This window comes from Microcoleus sp. B3-D7 (assembly GCF_036705305.1).
Lineage (GTDB): Bacteria > Cyanobacteriota > Cyanobacteriia > Cyanobacteriales > Microcoleaceae > Microcoleus.
In genome coordinates this window covers 82537-103249 of record NZ_JAUBUE010000022.1, presented here as the reverse complement: position 1 = coordinate 103249, position 20713 = coordinate 82537, and the positions used below count along the sequence as shown (strand labels likewise).

General features: G+C 46.1%; 17 protein-coding genes and 1 riboswitch. Of the genes, 11 read left to right on the top strand and 6 right to left on the bottom strand.

Going from position 1 to position 20713, the window contains the following annotated elements:
* Positions 1-280 precede the first annotated feature (280 nt).
* Positions 281-469 carry a hypothetical protein gene (locus tag QUB25_RS16475; RefSeq protein ID WP_333184274.1) on the bottom strand — a complete coding sequence of 63 codons (189 nt, stop codon included), beginning with the start codon at positions 467-469 and terminating at the stop codon, positions 281-283.
* A gap of 515 nt (positions 470-984) precedes the next feature.
* Here QUB25_RS16475 and QUB25_RS16470 point away from each other — a divergent pair.
* The 6 genes from QUB25_RS16470 to QUB25_RS16445 all read left to right on the top strand — a co-directional run bounded on the left by QUB25_RS16470 (position 985) and on the right by QUB25_RS16445 (position 8658).
* The gene (locus QUB25_RS16470; RefSeq protein WP_333063655.1) at positions 985-1266 is read left to right on the top strand and encodes a 4a-hydroxytetrahydrobiopterin dehydratase; all 282 of its coding nucleotides are present in this window, start codon (positions 985-987) and stop codon (positions 1264-1266) included.
* A 159-nt stretch (positions 1267-1425) separates the two neighbouring features.
* Positions 1426-3075 (top strand): HD domain-containing phosphohydrolase, encoded by a 1650-nt coding sequence (locus QUB25_RS16465; RefSeq protein ID WP_333184271.1) that lies wholly within the window; start codon positions 1426-1428, stop codon positions 3073-3075.
* Between the two features lie 292 nt (positions 3076-3367).
* The gene (locus tag QUB25_RS16460) at positions 3368-5566 is read left to right on the top strand and encodes an iron uptake porin (protein WP_333184269.1); all 2199 of its coding nucleotides are present in this window, start codon (positions 3368-3370) and stop codon (positions 5564-5566) included.
* Positions 5567-5967: 401 nt separating this feature from the next.
* Positions 5968-6408 (top strand): Rrf2 family transcriptional regulator, encoded by a 441-nt coding sequence (locus tag QUB25_RS16455; protein WP_333040796.1) that lies wholly within the window; start codon positions 5968-5970, stop codon positions 6406-6408.
* A 58-nt stretch (positions 6409-6466) separates the two neighbouring features.
* Complete coding sequence (gene cysK, locus QUB25_RS16450) at positions 6467-7429, top strand: cysteine synthase A (RefSeq protein WP_333184265.1); 963 nt, start codon at positions 6467-6469, stop codon at positions 7427-7429.
* A 548-nt stretch (positions 7430-7977) separates the two neighbouring features.
* A complete protein-coding gene (locus QUB25_RS16445; RefSeq protein ID WP_333184262.1) occupies positions 7978-8658 on the top strand; it encodes a J domain-containing protein in 681 nt (226 codons plus the stop codon).
* A gap of 105 nt (positions 8659-8763) precedes the next feature.
* Here QUB25_RS16445 and QUB25_RS16440 read toward each other — a convergent pair whose 3' ends face one another.
* Positions 8764-10263, bottom strand: coding sequence for a cyclic nucleotide-binding domain-containing protein (locus QUB25_RS16440; protein ID WP_333184260.1), 1500 nt, complete (start codon positions 10261-10263; stop codon positions 8764-8766).
* A 180-nt stretch (positions 10264-10443) separates the two neighbouring features.
* The gene (locus QUB25_RS16435; RefSeq protein ID WP_333184258.1) at positions 10444-10578 is read right to left on the bottom strand and encodes a hypothetical protein; all 135 of its coding nucleotides are present in this window, start codon (positions 10576-10578) and stop codon (positions 10444-10446) included.
* Between the two features lie 102 nt (positions 10579-10680).
* On the opposite strand from QUB25_RS16435, the gene QUB25_RS16430 reads away from it, so the two are divergent.
* The gene (locus QUB25_RS16430) at positions 10681-11553 is read left to right on the top strand and encodes a 6-carboxytetrahydropterin synthase (RefSeq protein ID WP_333184256.1); all 873 of its coding nucleotides are present in this window, start codon (positions 10681-10683) and stop codon (positions 11551-11553) included.
* A gap of 158 nt (positions 11554-11711) precedes the next feature.
* Here QUB25_RS16430 and QUB25_RS16425 read toward each other — a convergent pair whose 3' ends face one another.
* Positions 11712-11837 (bottom strand): hypothetical protein, encoded by a 126-nt coding sequence (locus tag QUB25_RS16425; RefSeq protein WP_333184254.1) that lies wholly within the window; start codon positions 11835-11837, stop codon positions 11712-11714.
* A gap of 31 nt (positions 11838-11868) precedes the next feature.
* On the opposite strand from QUB25_RS16425, the gene QUB25_RS16420 reads away from it, so the two are divergent.
* Both QUB25_RS16420 and QUB25_RS16415 read left to right on the top strand, forming a co-directional pair.
* Complete coding sequence (locus QUB25_RS16420; protein WP_333184252.1) at positions 11869-14142, top strand: tetratricopeptide repeat protein; 2274 nt, start codon at positions 11869-11871, stop codon at positions 14140-14142.
* Between the two features lie 149 nt (positions 14143-14291).
* Positions 14292-17099 (top strand): hypothetical protein, encoded by a 2808-nt coding sequence (locus QUB25_RS16415; RefSeq protein WP_333184249.1) that lies wholly within the window; start codon positions 14292-14294, stop codon positions 17097-17099.
* A gap of 160 nt (positions 17100-17259) precedes the next feature.
* Here the strand turns inward: QUB25_RS16415 and QUB25_RS16410 are convergent, their stop codons facing one another.
* Positions 17260-17424 (bottom strand): DUF4058 family protein, encoded by a 165-nt coding sequence (locus tag QUB25_RS16410; protein ID WP_333184247.1) that lies wholly within the window; start codon positions 17422-17424, stop codon positions 17260-17262.
* Positions 17425-17649: 225 nt separating this feature from the next.
* A riboswitch (TPP riboswitch) is annotated at positions 17650-17746 on the top strand.
* 7 nt (positions 17747-17753) lie between these two features.
* Between QUB25_RS16410 and thiC the strand changes: the two genes are divergently transcribed.
* Both thiC and QUB25_RS16400 read left to right on the top strand, forming a co-directional pair.
* Complete coding sequence (gene thiC, locus QUB25_RS16405) at positions 17754-19127, top strand: phosphomethylpyrimidine synthase ThiC (protein WP_333184244.1); 1374 nt, start codon at positions 17754-17756, stop codon at positions 19125-19127.
* 158 nt (positions 19128-19285) lie between these two features.
* Complete coding sequence (locus QUB25_RS16400; RefSeq protein ID WP_333184242.1) at positions 19286-19879, top strand: Uma2 family endonuclease; 594 nt, start codon at positions 19286-19288, stop codon at positions 19877-19879.
* A gap of 235 nt (positions 19880-20114) precedes the next feature.
* On the opposite strand, the gene QUB25_RS16395 is transcribed toward QUB25_RS16400, so the two are convergent.
* Positions 20115-20567: a hypothetical protein gene (locus QUB25_RS16395; RefSeq protein ID WP_333184239.1), complete on the bottom strand. Its 453-nt coding sequence runs from the start codon at positions 20565-20567 to the stop codon at positions 20115-20117.
* Positions 20568-20713: the final 146 nt, after the last annotated feature.

Below are 20713 nucleotides of genomic sequence, written 5' to 3'. Positions count from 1 at the left end.
CGTGCTTGGATGGCTCCTACGGACCAACCCCACGAAAACTTCATCTTCCCTGAAGAAGTTCTGCCTCGCGGTAACGCTCTCTAATCAGCGCGAAATATCAAAATTTCCAACATTTTAAAAGGGTAAGATAAAGCAGTTTAGGCTTTACCCTTAATTCTCAAAAAGCTCCCGCCACCAGGCAGGAGCTTTTTGTTTCCAGGATTCGATCGAATTAGCACCCTAAAAAAAGTTGATTTTGTACAAAAACCAACTCTGCCTGTAGCTAGAACAACTTGTGTCTTTATATCTGGCTAACTCTCCTATCTGGCAAGAAATCGTTCGGCCTTTCCCCGCCGCCAGAGTTTCCATGCACCTGATAACCGCACAGCCCGGATTCTGAAGAAAATATAGGCAAATGGCTGAAACTGCGATCGCCCGCTTGCTGTAGAGATCGATCGAAGACCTTGCAGCAGCAGTAATTTGCCATCATTTTACAAAAATCTCAATTTGCATCCCCCCACTTCTAATTCCTTGTGTTATTCTAATAATTGTGAATACTAGAATGATACTCAGAACGCAAGTTCTTCTGGTAATGCTGGCAATGGCTAGCGCACAAATCATCACCTTAAATCTTGTATTTAGGTGATGTGCGTTCCAATATTAAGCCATTTAGCTAAACTGGAGGTGATGCCCATGATAGAAAGTAGTAAACGCATGGGTCATCAGATTGGAAACTACCGGCTGTGCGCCGGGGCCGCTCACTAGCAGTCAGCCGTCGTCTCCAACGGGAAACGACTTCCACGGGGAACCAGGCTGAGCTAGGGATTCTCCCGGCAGTCAGGTTCTAATCTGAAGACCCGCTAGACCGCTCTCACCTCAAATAGTGTTAAATCTTGAGTGTTAAAACTTGAGGCTAAACGCTATTGGTGAGAGCGGATAGTTTTTGGTCAGGGTTTCTACACGTGGGCAGTTAATCTGCCATTGCTAATCCCAAAGAAAAAAATTATGGCTGAGCTAATTAACCATAGTGAAATTCAAGAGCGCGCCAGTCACTTGTCAGGTTGGACAATTGAAGGTAAAAAACTGCGCTCTACCCGTTTATTTAAAGATTTTATCGAAGCGATCGCCTTTGTAAATAAGTTGGTCGCTCCCTCAGAAGCCGCAGGACATCACCCCGACATAGAAATCTCCTACAACAAAGTAACAGTTAACTTGACAACCCACGATGCCGGAGGCTTAACTGAGAAAGACTTTGCCCTAGCCCAAGAGATTTCTGCGCTAGATTAAAAGAGTGCCAGTTGACCCAACAATAGTCCTGGATCTAGCCACAGTCCCCGATCGCGGAAAGCTCGCAAATAAAAAATCGACTTGGGGTTAAAATCGGGTGTGAAAAAGTCGAGAGGCCCAACGTTCAATGTATAAAAGGCTATTCCCCATCATCCGACCATGATCGTATTTGAAAAGCCAGAGTTCAGGAACGAGTCTGCAGCAGAAAAAACCGATCTTATAGAAAAGCTTTTAGATATTGGCGCGGCTCTGTCGAGCGCCCAAGATTTGGGCGACTTGTTAAACTTAATTTTATCCAAAAGTAGGGAAATTACCTACAGCGATGCTGGCAGCGTTTACTTAGTAGATCACAGCGACGAAACATCTAAGCTGCTGTTCAAGGTAGCCCAAAACGCTTCAAAACCGAGCCTGTCGTTTAAAGAGTTTGCTCTGCCCCTGACAGACAAAAGCTTGGCAGGATACGTGGCAATTACAGGTCAAAGTTTAAACCTGTCTGATGCCTACGACTTACCCCCCGGCGTACCCTATCGGCTAGATACCAGTTTTGACAGGGATATTGATTACCGCACTTGCTCGGTAATGGTACTGCCGATGCAAAACCGACAGGGGGATACAATAGGTGTACTGCAACTGATCAACCGCAAAACAAAGGCAGAGACGGTGCTGACAGCAGACAATGCCTGGGAATCAACGCAGCAATATTCGGAGTGGGAAGAAAGGATAGTTCGATCGCTCGCTTCTCAAGCAGCAATCTCGATCGAGCGCAATCAACTCCAAGATAGCATAGAAAATTTGTTCGAGGGCTTCGTGAAAGCCTCGGTGCAAGTCATAGAAGCCAGAGACCCCTGTACCTACGGCCATTCAGAACGAGTAGCAGCCCTGACAGTACGCCTTTCAGAAGAAGTAAACACCGTCAGCAGCGGACAACTGCGCTCTATTTACTTTAACAACCGCCAAATTCAAGAACTTCGCTACGCCGCCCTGCTGCACGATTTTGGCAAAATAGGAGTGCCCGAAGCAGTTTTGACCAAACAGAAAAAGCTCTACCCCGCACAGCTAGAAGTCATTCGCCACCGCTTTGGCTTAGCTCAACGGACGATGGAAATGGAATGCGTCCAGTCTAAATATAAATACTTGCTGGAGCATTCAGCCTACCGAAAACACTCGAGCCAGGAGCCAGAGTGCGCTCAATGCCAGGAAATCGAACAGCTAGACACTAAGCTAGCAGAGGCGAAAACCAGATTAGCAGAATACTGGGAAGTGCTGCTAGAGGCAAACGAGCCTCACATTTTGGCAGCAGAACCCCTAGCTCAACTGCGAGAAATTTCTCGACAAACTTACAGAGACATAGATGGGGCAAAGAAACCCCTGCTGAACCCAGACGAGATCGTGCAGTTGATGGTGTCCAGGGGCAACCTGACGGCGGAAGAACGATCGGCAATAGAATTTCACGTAACTCACACTTACGAGTTTCTAAAACAAATTCCTTGGACAAAGGATTTGAAAAATGTTCCAGACATTGCCTACGGACATCACGAAAAACTCGACGGCACAGGCTATCCGCGAGGCCTAAACAAGTCAGAAATTCCAATTCAAGCACAATTGATGACGATCGCGGATATTTACGACGCCCTGACAGCAGGCGATCGCCCCTACAAGCGAGCTCTGCGAACAGAGGCAGCGATGAAAATTTTGCGGCAAGAAGCAGCTCACAATAAAATCAACGCCGATTTGTTAGAACTGTTCGATTACCGCCAAGTCTTTAGCGTCCTGGGACACAGCTTGAGTGTTAAAGTCGAATCAGCCTAGACGAGTCGGGCGTGCTGTGCTAAAAAGTAAATAGGCAATCAGGCGCTATCAAGTCTCAGCAGTCAAATCAATTCACAGCCCAAGCCGGGTCTGGTTTTGAGGCAGTTGAGTACAGGTTGAAAAACAGGCTCTCTGCAGCCGTCAGTGACATCTATATACTCGGTCAGCCCAAAAGAATCAAAAGAAAAAGTGAATTTTAGGTCTCTTTTTAGAGTATGCTAGTTGAGCAACGACTGACCACATAGAAGACTAGAAAAGTTTCTCTGTAATCGGTGTGAGGATGAGAGTGAATATGTCGAAATTTTTGTGGAGTTACTTACTAATCAGCCCAGCAGTCTTAGGAGCTACCCTAGTAGTTTCTTCGAGCGCGATGGCAGCAGACGCTCAGCAGGCTGCTGATGCGGTCAATCCCGCTGTCGCAAAAGCTGAAACCGCTGAAACCTCCGAAGCGAAACTAAATGCTTTAGCTGCTGTTTCCGAAACAACCGCAGCCTCCGAGCCAGTAGAAGAAATTTCCCAAGTCGCTGGCAGCGAAACCCACGCAGCGATTGAAGATTTGGCTACGCCTGCAACTGAAAGTGCGATCGTGGGAGCCAACACAGCCCCTGCTGAGGCAGAGCCCCAAGCGGCATCACAACCTACAAGTGAATCTTTAGCCGCAGTTGAGCCAACAGTCGCTCAACCAGTAGAAAATTCGGCCCCGGCAGCCCAACTAGAAATTCCAGCCCCGGCAGCTACCGCTCTCCCAGAGCAAATCGGTGCAGTTCAATTAGAAACTCCAGCCCCGGCAGTGGCAGAGTCGCCAGAACAAAGTTTGCCACAACCGGCTGAATCTTTAGCCCAAACTGCCGCACCACAAGAGCAAAACCCAGCCGCCACATTAGAACAGCTCAACCAGTACACCACCGAAGGTACGGCCGGCAGCGAAACTGAAGGTCAAGTTACCTCAGTTTCCCAACTTTCCGACGTGCGGCCTACAGACTGGGCCTTCCAAGCACTGCAATCCCTAGTCGAGCGCTACGGCTGTATTGCTGGTTATCCCGACGGAACTTTCCGCGGCAACCGGGCAATGACCCGCTACGAATTCGCAGCCGGTTTAAATGCTTGCTTAGACAAGGTGAGCGAGCTAATTAGAGGCGGCACTGGCAACTTCGCTACGAGAGATGACTTGGCAGCCCTCCAACGGCTCCAAGAAGAATTTGCAGCGGAACTGGCAACCCTGCGCGGTCGCGTCGATGCTTTGGAAGCTCGGACAGCCGAACTCGAAGCCAACCAATTCTCCACCACTACCAAGCTGACTGGGGAAGCTATTTTCGCCCTCAGCGACGACTTTAGTAGCGACGTTAGCGTTTTTGGCAGAGACGGCGAAAGAATCGGCAGCAACAATAACGAAGCTGTCTTCCAACAGCGGGTGCGTCTCAATTTAAATACGAGCTTCACCGGCAGAGACTTGCTGCTGACCAGGCTTCAAGTCGGCAACGGTCAAAGATTTAACCTTGGGGCTACCAGCGAAGGCACTCAAACTTGGAATTTTGTCGGCAGAACCGACAATGTTGTTGCCCTCGACACCTTGCTGTACAAGTTCCCCGTCGGTCAGCGACTGAACGTTAGCCTGATAGCCAACGCTGGCGTTTGGGACGACATTCTGCCGACTGTCAACCCTTACTTTGAAGACTTTGACGGCGGCAACGGGTCATTGAGCACCTTTGGACAGCGGAACCCGATTTATCGCTTGGGCGGTGGGTCAGGTATCGGCTTTGACTATGCCTTCGGTGGCAGGGGCTTGCTGGGCGGCGTGTTCGGCCCCACTTCTCTGTCCTTCGGTTATTTGGCGTCAACAGCAGCCAGTCCCGCTAGGGGTGCAGGCTTGTTGAACGGCGACTACGCGGCGATGGGTCAGTTGACTTTTACCCCCGGACGCAACTTGCAAGTTGCTTTCAACTACAACCACGGTTACTTTAGCAGAGGTAACTTTGGGTTTGACAATGGTTTAGCGAATGGGCCAGACAGTCTCGGCGGTTTCACCGGTACGGGCGTGGCTAATTCTCTCAACGGCTTGAGCGAGGGTTTTGAGGGCTTCGGCGCTCGAAAAGTTGTCAGCAACTCCTACGGTGCTCAGGCTTCGTTGCGACTGAGCCCGAGGTTTATCCTTGGCGGCTGGGCTGGTTTAACTAATGCCCGCATTATCGGCATCGGCGATGCGAAAATCTGGAACTACGCTGTGACCTTGGCTTTGCCCGATTTAGGGAAAGAAGGCAACTTGCTAGGGTTCGTGGTAGGTCGTGAGCCTTACTTGGATAAACTTGAAGCTTCCAGGAGTTTGCGGAGCTTCCGCAACGATGATTCCTATCACGTTGAAGGGTTCTACAAGTTTCAGCTCTCGGACAACATTTCTGTTACTCCGGGCGTGATTTGGGTGACTAATCCTAATCAAGATGACCGTAATGATGACATCATCATTGGTACTCTGAGAACTACTTTCACGTTCTAAGAGCGGGTTAGACGAGGCAGGGGGGTCATACCCTCTCTGCTGGCAACTCTAGATGCCAAATTTAGCCCTGCCTGCTGCAGGGCTTTTTTTTGGGGGGACGAATTGGGCGCCCAGAATCTATTAAAAATTAAAAAATATTAGTCATAGACGCAGAAACCCAGTTTCTTGAGGTAAGGCAGTCGTGGAAGCGGAGGGAGTCGAAACTAACAACTGGGTTTCACACAAGCGAGAGTGCCGATCGTCCTAAAGATGAAGTGATGAAGTGATGAAAGTCGATTAAGTTCAGTGGAAAACCGGGGTATAATAAAAGGTAAAGTTAGGAGTTAGAGTTGGAAACTCAACATTGAGGAGAATTTTAACATCTGACTTCGGAGTTGATAATTCAGATATTTGAAGCAATTATGGTAGAACTCTCCTGTAAAAGCGAATACGCAATCTTAGCTTTGCTGGAGCTTGCCGATTGCTACGAAGAAGGCGAGCCTCTGCAAATTCGCCAGATAGCGGCTCAGCAAAATATTCCCGATCGATATTTAGAGCAGTTGCTGGCTACCATGAGACGCTGCGGGCTCATTCGCAGCCAGCGAGGAGCTAAGGGAGGTTATATCTTGGCGAGGGAACCATGGAAAATTACACTCCTAGAAATTATCAACTGTCTCGAAGGCTCAGAGTTCGATAGATCTGAAAAAGACTCGCCCGCTCAAACTGTAGAAAGTGCGGTGATTTGGGAAGTTTGGCAAGAAGCTCGATCGATTGCCAACTCAGTTTTGCACAAATACACGCTACAGGATCTGTGCGAAAAGCGCAATGGCAGACGGCAGCTCGATATCATGTATTACATCTAGTTAAAATATTGCCAACTAGGAATTAACATTTACTTTCAACCACAAACTGACAAAGATTATGCGTATTGCTGGCGACATTACAGAATTAGTAGGGCGGACCCCTCTGGTGCAACTCAACCGCATTCCCCAAGCCGAAGGCTGCGTGGCTCGGATTGTGGTAAAACTCGAAGGCATGAATCCGGCATCATCGGTGAAAGACCGCATCGGTGTCAATATGGTCAATCAAGCCGAGGCCGAAGGGCTGATTAGTCCCGGGAAAACGGTTTTAGTGGAACCGACTTCTGGCAATACCGGAATTGCTCTGGCAATGGTGGCGGCGGCTAAGGGCTACCAGTTGATTTTGACCATGCCGGATACGATGAGCACGGAACGCCGATCGATGCTGCGAGCTTACGGGGCCCAACTAGAACTGACTCCGGGAATAGAGGGCATGAGCGGCTGCATCCGCCGCGCTCAAGAGATTGTGGACACAACTCCCAATGCGTATATGTTGCAGCAGTTTCGGAACCCAGCGAACCCGCAGGTTCACCGTTCGACAACGGCTGAGGAAATTTGGGAAGATACAGAGGGCGAGGTGGATTTCCTGATTTCGGGAGTAGGCACGGGCGGTACGATTACAGGTGTCGCAGAGGTGATTAAGTCGCGGAAACCCGAGTTTAAGGCGATCGCCGTTGAGCCGGCCAATAGTCAGATACTGTCGGGCGGAAAGCCAGGGCCTCACAAAATTCAAGGTATCGGTGCTGGTTTTGTGCCGCCGGTTCTGAATGTGGATTCGATCGACGAAATTATAGTTGTTACGGATGACGAGGCGATCGCCTACAGCCGGCGCTTGGCCAGAGAAGAAGGAATTTTGTCCGGTATTTCCAGCGGTGCAGCACTATGTGCGGCGGTGAAAGTCGGCCAGCGTCCGGAAAATGCAGGGAAATTGATTGTGATGATTCAGCCTAGCTTCGGCGAACGCTATCTCAGCACTCCCTTGTTCCAAGATCCAGAACTCAATCTGGCGATGGCCCTCAACTAGGTCAGCCTCCGACCCAAGTCGCAGAAATAGAGAGCAGGGCGTAGACTGTACGCCCTGCTTGGCTTTTTAGTAGATTAAAGAATAGCGATATATTTTAGCTCCCTGGGTCGCGATCGATGGGGAAGTTGTCAAGGGCCTTTTTTTTTGAACGAACCGCTTTCAGCGCGTTAGGGAAAGGGCGCGTAAACGCTCTTGTCGGGAAGGAAGACAAGAGAAGGAGGTAACAATTGTTGGGAGAAGCGCTAGAGGAGTCTCAAATGAGTCGTAAATTTTTTACCCCACCCCAACCCTCCCCTGGGTAAGGGGAGGGAGTAAGAAATTCACAAATGATTTAGGATTGCTATATAAGAGTCCCCAATATCGATCGGCTTGCCACTTCAAAAGCCTCAATCTTTTTCTAAAATAGATTTATGATAATTTGAAAACTGACGTTTTCAACTTACACTTTTTGGCATTTATATCAGATAAATACCTAATAAATTAGCAAATAATGATATTTTTGTCAAGCTTTTTTTCGCAGATTATCCAGATTTCAAGGAAATAACAGCGTGTCTTCCGTTACCAATCACTACAAAACCTTAAAGATTAGCCCAACCGCAACACAAGCCGAGATTAAACAAGCATACCGCCGTTTAGTCAAAATATTTCATCCAGACAGCCACAGCTCCAAAGCCGATCATGAAGAGATTGTCCGCCTCAATGCAGCCTATGAAATATTAGGAGACGCCCAGCACAGACAATCTTACGATCGCCAATTTTCCGAGCACACCGAACAGCAATCACCAGTGGCACCAAACGTCAGCCGTCAGCAAACACAAACAGCACGGGACGCTGACGAACAAATGGAACAGTGGCTGATTAAAGTATACAAACCCGTCAATAAAATGCTCAACAGCATCTTGAAGCCGCTTAAAAAGGAAATAGACGAGTTGTCTGCAGATCCGTTTGATGACGAACTGATAGAAAAGTTTCAACTTTATATCGAAACCAGCCGCGAGTTTCTCAAAAAAGCTCATAACTTTCTTACATCGATGCCCAATCCCTCTAATGTAGCCGGAGTTGCGGCCTATCTCTACTACAGCATCAATCAAGTCGGAGACGGAATAGAAGAATTGCAGCTATTTACCCTCAATTATGACGATCGCCACTTGCACACAGGTCAAGAACTGTTTAGAATTGCCGCTAGACTGCGGCGGGAAGCGCAGGATGAATTAAAAATTAAAAGTTAAAAAAGCAGATTGTTCCCTCTTCCCTCTTCCTTCTTCCCTCTTCCTTCTTCTTTCTTTCCTCTTCCCTCTTCCTTCTTCCTTCTTCCTTCTTCCTTCTTCTTTCTTTCAAATTCCAAAAAGAACTTGAATTCGCTTGCGAATTTTAATAAAAGGAGTTTGTTCCAGAGAGTCGCCATCTAACAATCCCAAATCTCTCAAAGCTTGCTGGCGTTCCGACAATTTTTGAGCAATCTGATCGGCTAAATTGGGTTGTTCTCTTAAAAGTTTTTGCAAATCGTGACGTTCCACCACAAACAAAATTGCATCTTCGCTAGTTTTAACAGTCGCCGTTCTCGGAGTACCCAACAGCAAAGATATTTCCCCAAAAAACTCGCCCTCGTGAAGGGTAGCAATATACTGACCGGCTTTTTGAGAAAGAACTTCTACAGTACCTGAAAGAATAATATAAAAAGAATCGCCAGGGTCATTTTCCTTACATACAACCTGTCCCGCTGGAAACAGTTGTCGGTAGCCGTATTCAATTAACTGTCGCAGTTCTAAATCCGTACACTGTTCAAAATAAGTTACTCGCCGCAACAAATCTCGCAGCGTCCAATTATTGGGGGATTTAGGCGCTGGATTTTTAGGTTCAGAAACGGTAGAATTAGATTTTAACTCTGCTGAATGTTTGGCATTCTGCGGAAAAACTTTTCCGTTGGAATTCTCGTCTTTGTTATTGTGAAAAAGTTGAGTTAACTCTTGCGGGTTTCGCAGCCACAAATCCCGCTGGGGAAAGGGAATTTCGATATTTCGGTGGCGCAATTCGTAATCTATTAAAAAATTTACCGCGCTTTTAATAGCATCGCTTTCCTGCGGCTGGTCAATCCAAACTAAAAGTTCAAAATTTAAAGCGTTATCTCCAAAACCGTGAAACCATACTTTAGGAGAAGGATGGGACAAGACATTCGATTCCATCCGTGCCGCAATTAACAGCGCTTCCGTAACTATTACTGGGTCTGATCCGTAAGCAACACCGACGGGGATGTGGAGGCGACATCTGGGGTCTCTGTAACTCCAGTTAATAATGTTAGTTTCGACAAACTTAATATTTGGTATGATTACAAATAGACCGTCAATTGTTTTAATAATTGTAGAGCGGATAGAAATTGTTTCTACTGTTCCTAATAACTTGTCTATTTCAATAAAGTCTCCGACTCTAATTTGGTGTTCAAATAGCAGGGTGAGACCGCTGATAAAGTTGCTGGCGAGATTTTGCAAGCCGAAGCCGAAACCAATGCCAACAACCCCAGCTAAGACGGTGAGAGAAGTGAGGTTGATGCCGGAACCTTGCAGGACGAATATACAGCCAATACTGGCTAAAATATAGCTAATGATCGTAGAAATTGCTTCTCGACTGCCGCGATCCAATCCCATCCGAACTAGCAGGCTGCGCTTGATTCCTTCACTGATAATCTTAGCTATAATCAAGGCAAATATAGCTAAGATTATCAGTTTGACGATCGCACTGATGGACAGATGAGTGTCCCCGATATAAAATAGCGGGGTTGTCATCGCACCCGATAAATGTTCAAAAAAGCGATCGGCTCGTGCAGTAATCGAATTCATTAATATTGGGTAATGGGTAATTGGTGATTAGTTTTGAGCGCAACTGAACTGCCAACGGCTAACTATTGCAGAGCTTAGGCGAAAAACTCGAACTCTGGAGTGTCCTGTGTGGCAAAAAAGTCGATTCCCTTGGGAATAGCTCAGCTTCACCCACTCTCTCAAAGACTCGTAACTGATGGGTTAGTAACTGATGGCGAGAAACTGTTTTGTAGCGGTATTTTCTGCCGGATATCTGTGTTGTGGCGTAAAATGGGCCCGGCGGCGCGATCGAACAGCGACTTGTTGCCAATATCTGGAAAATTGGTATAAATTCATTTACAGCACCCCCAAATTATTGAAAAATTCCAGCAAAAATTAGTTTATCCTTAAGAAGTAAGTCCTTTACAGAACTTAACAAGCTTACCCTACTTGACTTTTATGCAGTGCATCATCAATCGTCGGGCACAGTTTTCGGCGAGTCACCGGTACTGGCTGCCGGAGTTAAGCGAAGCCGAGAACTTTGAGCGGTTTGGCCCAACTGCCCGCGCACCGGGACACGGACACAATTACGTCCTTTACGTTTCCATGATAGGCGAACTCGACGAGTACGGCATGGTGCTCAACCTGTCTGATGTCAAGCACGTCATCAAGCGGGAAGTTATCAAGGATCTCGATTTTTCCTTTCTTAACGAAGCGTGGCCGGAATTTGAGCAAACTCTGCCAACTACGGAAAACATAGCACGGCAAATTTGGCTGCGGCTAGCCCCTCATTTGCCTGTGAGCAAAATTCAATTGTTTGAACATCCCGAACTTTGGGCTGAATATTTAGGAAACGGAATGGAAGCTTATTTAACTTTGTCCACTCATTTTAGCGCGGCCCATCGGTTGGCTCGTCCCGATTTGAGCTTTGAAGAAAACTCGGAAATTTACGGCAAATGTGCTCGTCCCAACGGTCACGGTCACAACTATCATTTAGAGGTGACTGTTAAAGGGGAAATTGATGCGCGGACTGGCATGATTGCTGATTTGGGAGCTTTGCAAAAAGCCGTTGACGATTATGTTGTTGAACCCTTCGATCACACTTTTTTAAATAAGGATATTGCTTATTTTGAGAACGTTGTGCCGACTGCGGAGAATATTGCTGTTCGGATCGGGCAATTATTGCTTGCGCCCGTTCGGGAATTGGGCGCAGAGTTGCACAAGATTAAACTGATTGAAAGTCCGAATAATAGCTGTGAAATTTTCGGCGCTGATTTAGAGGAAGTGGCGGTTGAACATCAGCAGCCGGAAGCGATTTTAGCTAGGGTTTAGAGTTAAAAATCGGGTCGGTTGGAGGGGGTTCACCCGGAGAGTTGGCTAATCGTGCAGATTGGTGAACCCCGCCCTACCAGCCTAATGATGATTCCGAGAGTTATCCAACCGCATCAGGCGCGAGAATATATTCTTGCACCAAAGTTCCCCAGCCAGAATTACTGGCAGTTTTCCTGAAAAGTCAGACTCAGCGCGTATTTTGGAGATAGTAAGTCAGCATTCCTCATGTCAGCTATTCTAACTGCTGAGACGATGAGGTCGATCGCCCGATCGCTGACAACCAAGCACTAATTTCTCCTAAATGAGTTGACGTTTATGCGCGTCTCTAATCTAGCTCTCTTGACTCTGGCCGCCCTTGCATCCCAGAATTTAACTGCTAATACTAGCACCAATCCTGCTGCACCTTCTATTTCTCCTCAGACACCGCAAGCTAGCAACTTTGTTGATGCCGTAAATAATACTGAATCGCGTCCGGCTGAGTCAATTAGTGAGCCTGAGACGATCGCCCACGAACAATTTTCTCCAAATACTACCCTATCCCGTCGGGCTGAGTCAATTAGCGAGCCTGAGACGATCGCTCACGAACAATTTTCCCCCAATACTACCGTATCCCGTTGGGCTGAGTCAATTAGCGAGCCTGAAACGATCGCTCACGAACAATTTTCCCCGCGAATTGCTGTAAAATCGCCCACAGGTTTGCTGGTAGCGGCCGCTCAACCCGATTTATCTGCTAGTGCAAAAACCAAGGCGAATACTCCTGCTGCATACGGCGATGAACTAACAAAATCTTTACAAGAAACCTGGCTGGCTAAATTAATCGAAACCGGGGTTAAAAGCAATCCTCAAGTTCGCGAGGTTGTCGCTTTTATCTCCCCGTCTAGTGGCAGTTCTGAATCAGGATATGGTTTTAATAGTACCATAACTCTGCTCAATATTTTACTAATTCTTGGTACCGTATTTCCACCGGTGACAATTGCATTTTTTTGGATGATGCGACGGCTGATAATCAAACAGTTGGTTGCTGATGCCAATAAACGATTGCAGGGCATTGGTGTATTGGAATCCGAGCTCCTAAATTCTAGCCAACTGACTCAAAAGTTGAGGGATGAATTAGAAGCGCAAATGGGTGCAGCTAAACAATCTCTTGATTTTTTAACTAGAGAAACTGAACTTTCCAAATCTTCTGTCGAGCAAATTGAGACTCTCAAATCTCAATTTATCATGCACCTGCAAGTTTTGCTGAAAGAAGTTGACGAGAAAAAATCTCAAATTGTTCAAGAAATTTCCCAAGTTCCCGAAGTTGTTGCCAAAGAAGCTCTCAAAATCGCACCTCAATCGGCCTTAAACAATTCCCAAAATTCTAAAACTGCACCTGCTAGCAACGAAAATTTGATTGCTGACGATTATATCAAGCAAGCCGAAGGGCTTTATTTTCAAGGCAATTATGATGAGGCATTAGCCTGCTTGGAAAAAGCTATTTTAGCTAATAATAATTTGGATGAGGCTTGGTATTGGCGCGGAAATGTGTTAATAAAATTGCAGCGCCCGGAAGAAGCACTCGCCTGTTACGACCAAGCAATATCTATTAAACCGGATAACTACGAATTGTGGTATAATAAAGCGCATTTGCTAGGCAAATTGCAGAGGTACGAAGAGGCGATCGCTTGTTACGAGCGAGCAAGTTCGAGCGAATCTCGAAAATACGGTTGTTGGCACAGTATAGCGGCTTTGTTGGGTCAATTGCAGCATTACGAAGAAGCGATCGCCAGTTACGATCGCGCCCTCGCTATCAAAGCAACGGACAGCGAAATTTGGCACAACCGAGGTGCAATGCTGGCCAGAGTACAGCAGTACGCAGCAGCAGTTGATTCTTACGATCGCGCTCTTGAACTCAATCCCAAGAGATATGAAACTTGGTACAATCGAGGCAATGTGCTGTGGAGACTGCTCCGCTACAGTGATGCTATTGATTCTTACGATCGCGCGATCGGCATCCGGCCCGATAAATACGAAGTTTGGTACAATAGAGCCGCTGTGTTCGGAAAAATGCAGCGATATCAAGAATCGATCGAATCCTACGACAAAGCAATAGCCCTTAAACCGCAGGATTTTGAAGTGTGGCACAACCGAGGCGCAGCTTTCGACAAACTGTCGCAGCACGAAGCAGCAATTGCCTCTTACGAATCAGCAATTACCCTTAATTCCGAGTGTTACGAAGCTTGGTTTGGTAAAGGCGAATCTTTGGCCAAATTGCAGCGCCATGAAGAATCGATCGCAGCTTATGAGAAAGCGATTGCTATTAAGCCAGACTCCTACGATGCTTGGCGTCATCTGGGGATAGTTTTGTCTGAATTAAAGCGCTATGAGGAAGCAATGGCAGCTTACGATCGAGCTATTGCCATTAAACCAGAAAATGCCGAAGCTTGGCGCGATCGAGGCGCAATTGTATCAGAATTAAAGCACGATACAGACAAAATTGACTCCGGGGAAAAAGAGACTGAAGCTAAGCCAAATTCCGGGGAATCGTCTGCTATTTCAAAGACCTCTGATAGCAAGGTCGATCGACCTACTTCAACAGCTTCGATGTAAGCATTGATGATTACATAGCACTTTTGAGTAGAGTGAGGTACGCCTGGAAATTGGAATGCGATCCGGACGTAGCTCACTTACTTGAGAACCACTATATAAGTGTATTGAACGATTACAACAGAGTATTAGGATTTTAAGGGGGTAGTTAAATGATGCCAAGTACCGCGCCGTCGGAGTCAGGTGGTGATTCATCGAAGAAAGTCGCAATTATCGTAGTTCACGGTGTCTCTGATCAGCAACCTTATGATTCTGCCCGTAGCATCGCTAATCTTTTACTCCATACCAATAAAGAGCAGCCTCCACCCCCTACCAATGAGAAGCAGTCTCCACCCCATGCCAATGAGGAAGAGTCTCGATATGAAGAGCGTCGATATTCTGCTTGGCATGAACAACTTATCGGAATTCCCGTTCGACGAATCCCTCTATGTAAACCAACTGAGCTTTTGCAACATAAAGTTACTGGGAGCGAAGGGCTTTTGCGTCGGCTTTTTGATCTACTAGAGCTAGATGAACGAGGAAAACGCATTCGTCGTTACCTTGATTCAAAAGATACGAGTACCGCAAATCAAAATATTGAGGAAAGTATTGAGGAAAAAGCGCACGCTTTCACTTGTGATTTCTTCGATTCCTACAGTCCCAAAAAAGACCTGAAAGCCAGCTTTTATGAAACTATTTGTATTAAAGCCTGTCGAGACGATCAGTATGAGGTACATCTCTATGAAATGTACTGGGCAGATTTGTCTCGTGTAGGAAGAGGTTTCTTCCAAGTCTTCAGCGAGTTTTATCAGATTCTCTTTCATTTGAGCGCTTTGGGACGACATACGCTCGACATGGCAGCACTAGAACATCCGGAGAAATTCAAGTGGAGGTGTTATCCCAGCTTACATGGTTGGGCAGGAAGAATACTCTCCATTCCGATTCCTTTATTGAATCTCTTTCTACTGGTAGCTGCCTTGCTGAATCTAGTGGGTAATATTCCAGATTCTTACTCATCCTATTTGGCATCCGTCATCCTTAGTCTTTTGGTAATTTTCGTCCTTGGAAAATATATATGGAAGAATGCTATGAAGCTACCCTTACCTTGGCTATTTTTGCCTGGAATAGTGGCATTGGCAATTATAGGGTCTAGCTGGTGCAGGGAATTTAGGTATCTACTTTTGGCGTTTGAATGGCTCGTCGTGTTAGCTATCCTAGTTGGTATGCTTATTCACCAATATTCTCTGCGCCGCCCTGGTGCTGATAAGGTTGCGCTCGGATTAGGATTACTCTTGGCAGTTTTCCCCGGGTGGAATTTATTTTTTGAACTCGAAAATTCACCTGTGGGAATTACAAAACTCAGCTTTAAGCTGATTGAAGTGATTTATTCCCTTTTGGTCTTTTTCTGGCTCTTATTTTTTTTCCTCTACTTCGTTGTACTAATTTGGGGATGGTTTGCCCAATGGGGGCTGACTGATGCTCAAGCAAAAGAACGCGCCAAACGTGCAAGCTGGACAGCCATTGTTTCACTGTGGATTCCTAGCGTTTCGTTTAGTTCGGTCACCCTAACGCTGTGGGCTGTTTTTGCCAAAGTTGGTGAATCACTACTACCAAAAGACCATGGTCTGTATTGCGAGAAAGCATCATTACTACCAAACGATTATGGTCCGTATTGTCTAGCATCACCACTGCCAAAAGACTATCCGTATCGTCCAACTGACTGGTTCAGAAATTGGTTGTCACTTAAAGACACCTACGATGCCCCATCTGATTTTATTAATGAACTCATTGTCGATCCGGTCCTTGGCATGGCTATATGTTCGATTGTAATTGTACTCCTGCTAATGGCATGGTCGTTTTTGCCCTCGGTCTTGGCAGAAGTTCAACCGCCTGAGTCTACACCTCAAACAGACAAGTCTAACGCAGAAGTTCAACCGCCTGAGTCTACACCTCAAACAGACAAGCCTAACTCCGATGAAAAGTTGTCGCTTAAGTTTGGAATATGGCTAAACAACGGGTATAGAACAGTGCATTTTTTTTTACCGGCGATATCTGCACTTTTTATTATTTCGGTCATCGCATACTTGATCTCAATCCCTATCAAAAACCCATGGATTGCTAATAATATTGATCTCTCTCAATCCATCAAAAAAATCTTCTCCTTCATAGAAACGTTAGCAAAGTCTCTTGCAGTAATTTTAACCGCTTCTACTACTAGCATTTTGGTGCTTGGTAGGAGGCTGCAACAGCTTTCTTTGGGGATAGGAAACGTTATAGATGTCATTTTGGATGTAGACAACTACCTACGGCTGCACCCGAAGAAGGACAATCCACGTGCTCGCATCTTTTCTCGCTATTACTCCTTATTGCGTTATCTGTGCGAGCAGAAAGATTCGCAAAATCAACCTAAATACGATGCACTTATCCTTGTGGCACATAGCCAAGGAGCGGTGATTACAGCAGATTTACTTCGGTTTATTAAAAAGGAAGAACCCAAAGGTTTAGAGCGGCTATTCTCTTCTGACTCCCCAAAGAAACTTCCTGTCTACTTTTTCTCGATGGGCAATCCCCTGCGTCAACTGTACAGTGTTGGTTTTCCTCATCTTTACGAGTGGGTGATAAATTATAACGACCCCGATGCAAATGGACATAACGACTACGATGACAATGGGCTGGGCGATAAGCCAAAACCAGAAGATTTGGGATTAGAGCAGTGGGTCAATACATATAACAGTGGTGACTATGTGGGACGTTATCTCTGGCGAAAGAGCAAGAGCGAGGTTAACGAAAAGAAACGGGCTAGGGAAGAGAAACTATTTAAACCCAGCTCTTCTGTTGAAGATAAAGATAATATTTCAGAGAAGGGTAAATACCGGGAGTGTTGTTTAGGAGCAGGTGCACATACCCACTACTGGAATGCTACAACCAATCGAGTAGCAGATGAAATTAATCGGTTAATTGACAAAGCGACAACAAGTTAATCGGTTTAGCTGTGTAAACCGATTATTGAAAGTTGATAGGAAGCTGAGTAGCAGTGAAATGCAAGATTCGACATCCGACTCTTGCATAAGTTCTATTTGGAGGAAACAATGCTTTTACCAGAGAGAATTTCTTCTACGATTCCATCAACGATCGCACCCACTAAAAATCACCCTCACTCAACGGCGGAACAGGCTGCACTGAATAATCGATCGCAAAATCTAGAGTCGCCTCCAAATAAACTTGTCTCAAAATCTCAGATAAATTCACAACAGGTTCTTCATCTCCTGACATATCTTTAACTTTATCGTCTTGAAAAAGCTTCAAAACAAAAACAACGCGCCGATCGCCTAGCAGTCAAATTGCGCGAAATGGGGATTAATCCTGATGAGGTGTGATGGTTTTTAGATTGTTAAAGGGGGTACGATCGCACTTTTTAAACACCAGAAATATCAGAAGCCCCAAAAGGGCGATCGCTCCCCTCATCTATATCTCAATATTAAGATTTCCTTAGTTGCTGGCGTCGCGCACAGAAATCGGTGATACAATCAACAGCTTAGCTAGGGGTGCCCGAATATCCGGGCTGAGAAAACACCCTTAGAACCTGAGTCTGGGTAATACCAGCGGAGGGAAGCTGTTTATCAAGGAAATTAAATATGCGTACCGAATGGATCGCTAAGCGTAGCGGGCACACCAATGTATCTCAGATGCACTACGCCCGCCAAGGTGTAATTACTGAGGAAATGCACTTTGTTGCTAAGCGAGAAAATCTCCCGCCAGAACTTATCCGCGCCGAAGTAGCGCGGGGACGGATGATTATTCCCGCTAATATCAATCACACGAATTTAGAACCGATGGCGATCGGCATTGCGTCTAAATGCAAAGTCAATGCTAATATCGGTGCATCTCCCAACTCTTCCAATATGGAAGAAGAAGTTGACAAGCTTAAACTAGCAGTGAAATACGGCGCTGATACCGTGATGGACTTGTCCACCGGCGGCGGCAATTTGGATGAAATTCGCACTACGATTATCAAAGCTTCACCGGTGCCGATCGGTACTGTACCAATTTACCAAGCACTAGAAAGCGTTCACGGTAATATGGAAAGTCTGACGGCGAATGACTTTCTTCACATCATTGACAAACACGCTCAACAAGGTGTTGATTACCAAACAATTCACGCCGGAATTTTGATCGAGCATTTGCCGTTGGTGAGAAATCGGATTACGGGGATTGTCTCTCGCGGCGGCGGCATTTTGGCGCGGTGGATGCTGCATCACCACAAACAAAATCCTCTCTACACTCACTTTAACGACATCATTGAAATCTTCAAAAAATACGATGTTTCGTTTAGTTTGGGAGATTCTCTGCGCCCCGGTTGTACTCACGATGCCTCGGATGAAGCTCAATTAGCTGAACTCAAAACTTTGGGACAATTAACTCGCAAAGCTTGGGAACATGACGTGCAGGTAATGGTGGAAGGCCCAGGCCACGTGCCGATGGATCAAATTGAGTTTAATGTCAAGAAACAAATGGAGGAATGTTCCGAAGCACCCTTCTATGTTTTGGGGCCGTTGGTGACAGATATTGCGCCTGGGTACGACCACATTACCTCAGCAATTGGGGCGGCGATGGCTGGCTGGTACGGTACTGCAATGCTGTGTTACGTGACACCGAAGGAACACTTAGGATTGCCGAATGCCGAGGATGTCCGAAACGGGCTGATTGCTTACAAAATTGCGGCTCACGCTGCAGATATTGCGCGCCGGCGTCCGGGTGCGCGCGATCGCGATGATGAACTCTCGAAAGCGCGTTACAATTTCGATTGGAACCGTCAATTTGAGCTGTCATTAGATCCAGAACGGGCAAAGGAATATCACGACGAAACTTTGCCGGCGGATATCTACAAAACTGCTGAATTCTGTTCAATGTGCGGGCCTAAGTTCTGTCCGATGCAGACTAAGGTTGATGCCGATGCTTTGACGGAACTAGAGAAGTTTTTGGCTAAGGAACCTGTAGCCCAAAGCTAATAGGATTAATTCGTAGGGTGCTGATAGCGCACCTTACTTAATCCTAAAGCTGTTTCGTTTCTTGGGGGGCGGGCATCCTGCTCGCCCAAAACTATGGTGCTGATGGCGTACTTTACTTAAGGTTATATTAAAAGGAGTTTCCAAAAAGGAGAATTGCGATGTCCGTTCAACTTCAAAAACGCCTTTTTACGGTGAAAGAATATCATTTAATGGGTGAGACAGGGATTCTTTCTGAAGCTGAGCGCGTCGAACTCATTGAAGGAGAAATTATTCAAATGGCTGCTATTGGAACTCGTCACGCAACTGCTGTGAGACGACTTAACCGACTTTTTCACCGATTACCAGAAGATAGAGTTATTGTTGATGTCCAAAACCCTGTTCAGTTAAGCGAACGTACTGAACCGCAACCTGATGTAGTATTGCTCCAATTTCGCGATGATGATTACGAGACAGCACATCCAGTTCCCTCAGAAGTGTTGCTTTTGGTAGAAGTCGCTGACAGTACAGTGGATAATGACAGAAATGTCAAAATTCCTATTTATGCCCGATCGCTCATTCAAGAGGTTTGGCTGGTTAATTTGGTGGAAAACAGCTTGGAAGTTTACCGCCAGCCAACACCAAACGGTTATAGTTTAATACTAAACTTGTACCCTGGTCAAGAGGTGGCACCGATCGCATTTCCTAATTTTACAGTCAGTGTGGATTTGATATTGAGTGCGGGCGATCGTACTTCCTCAACCGCAGAACAATAAATTTGCTGCTTGATGCTGATTAAACTGCATTTTTCAAAGGCCTTTGCTTTGCAGAGGATAAACACTTCTGGATTACTTCTAGACCAACAGCTTCAACTACATTAATACTTAAATACTCACCTAGATATTTATTACCATGCTCTGCCTGGTAACGAGAAATTTTCAATTTGTAGGGTGCGTTAACGCCGTGTAACGCACCGCCAGCCTAATGCACCATTTGAGCTAGGTAAAAGATTTACCTGGATATGTTAGCTCGCCCTGTCTGTTGGCACGTTGAAAGAATGCGCCGATCGTTTGAGCTAATTGTGCGAATAGAGTGCAGATTGGTTAGCTGAGTATTGATTTCAAGTATTTGAATTTTTCCGGCTGAGATTGCCTTCCCGGATAGTGTATTTCCCTGTATTTTACCAGTGAAGCACGCAAAGTCCGATCGCGGCGCGTAAATTGCACCAACGACGCGATCGTTCTGGCGTTGAAACACGATATAGTTTTGAAGAACTTGGTTGGGCTGTGGCGAATCTCCGTACAGGTAAATACCATCTGGCAAAGCAGCAACATTAGTCTTAGATGGATTTTGTTGTGCTTGAAGCGGTTGTTGCTGAATCCCAACACCAATTAGTGTCAGAGGACAAATAAAGGCTGTTGCCAGTAGTTTCCATTTCTGTTTAATAGATGCAGGTAAAATCATTACTGCTTCTCCTTGCGCCAGGTCATCTAATCATATTAAAACAGTCTTCTCTAGTTAATACCTCACTCAGGTTATAAATTCGCTCTGCTAAAATCTGCCTATTGGTAGAGGCTCTGAAGCTGAAGCTTGCGCTTGCTTAACACCGA

Bases quoted from the DNA above. Each gene is read 5' to 3' on its own strand.
- QUB25_RS16475 (WP_333184274.1), bottom strand. From the start codon at position 469: ATGATGGCAAATTACTGCTGCTGCAAGGTCTTCGATCGATCTCTACAG.
- QUB25_RS16470 (WP_333063655.1), top strand. From the start codon at position 985: ATGGCTGAGCTAATTAACCATAGTGAAATTCAAGAGCGCGCCAGTCAC.
- QUB25_RS16465 (WP_333184271.1), top strand. From the start codon at position 1,426: ATGATCGTATTTGAAAAGCCAGAGTTCAGGAACGAGTCTGCAGCAGAA.
- QUB25_RS16460 (WP_333184269.1), top strand. From the start codon at position 3,368: ATGTCGAAATTTTTGTGGAGTTACTTACTAATCAGCCCAGCAGTCTTA.
- QUB25_RS16455 (WP_333040796.1), top strand. From the start codon at position 5,968: ATGGTAGAACTCTCCTGTAAAAGCGAATACGCAATCTTAGCTTTGCTG.
- cysK (WP_333184265.1), top strand. From the start codon at position 6,467: ATGCGTATTGCTGGCGACATTACAGAATTAGTAGGGCGGACCCCTCTG.
- QUB25_RS16440 (WP_333184260.1), bottom strand. From the start codon at position 10,263: ATGAATTCGATTACTGCACGAGCCGATCGCTTTTTTGAACATTTATCG.
- QUB25_RS16435 (WP_333184258.1), bottom strand. From the start codon at position 10,578: ATGAATTTATACCAATTTTCCAGATATTGGCAACAAGTCGCTGTTCGA.
- QUB25_RS16430 (WP_333184256.1), top strand. From the start codon at position 10,681: ATGCAGTGCATCATCAATCGTCGGGCACAGTTTTCGGCGAGTCACCGG.
- QUB25_RS16420 (WP_333184252.1), top strand. From the start codon at position 11,869: ATGCGCGTCTCTAATCTAGCTCTCTTGACTCTGGCCGCCCTTGCATCC.
- QUB25_RS16415 (WP_333184249.1), top strand. From the start codon at position 14,292: ATGATGCCAAGTACCGCGCCGTCGGAGTCAGGTGGTGATTCATCGAAG.
- thiC (WP_333184244.1), top strand. From the start codon at position 17,754: ATGCGTACCGAATGGATCGCTAAGCGTAGCGGGCACACCAATGTATCT.
- QUB25_RS16400 (WP_333184242.1), top strand. From the start codon at position 19,286: ATGTCCGTTCAACTTCAAAAACGCCTTTTTACGGTGAAAGAATATCAT.
- QUB25_RS16395 (WP_333184239.1), bottom strand. From the start codon at position 20,567: ATGATTTTACCTGCATCTATTAAACAGAAATGGAAACTACTGGCAACA.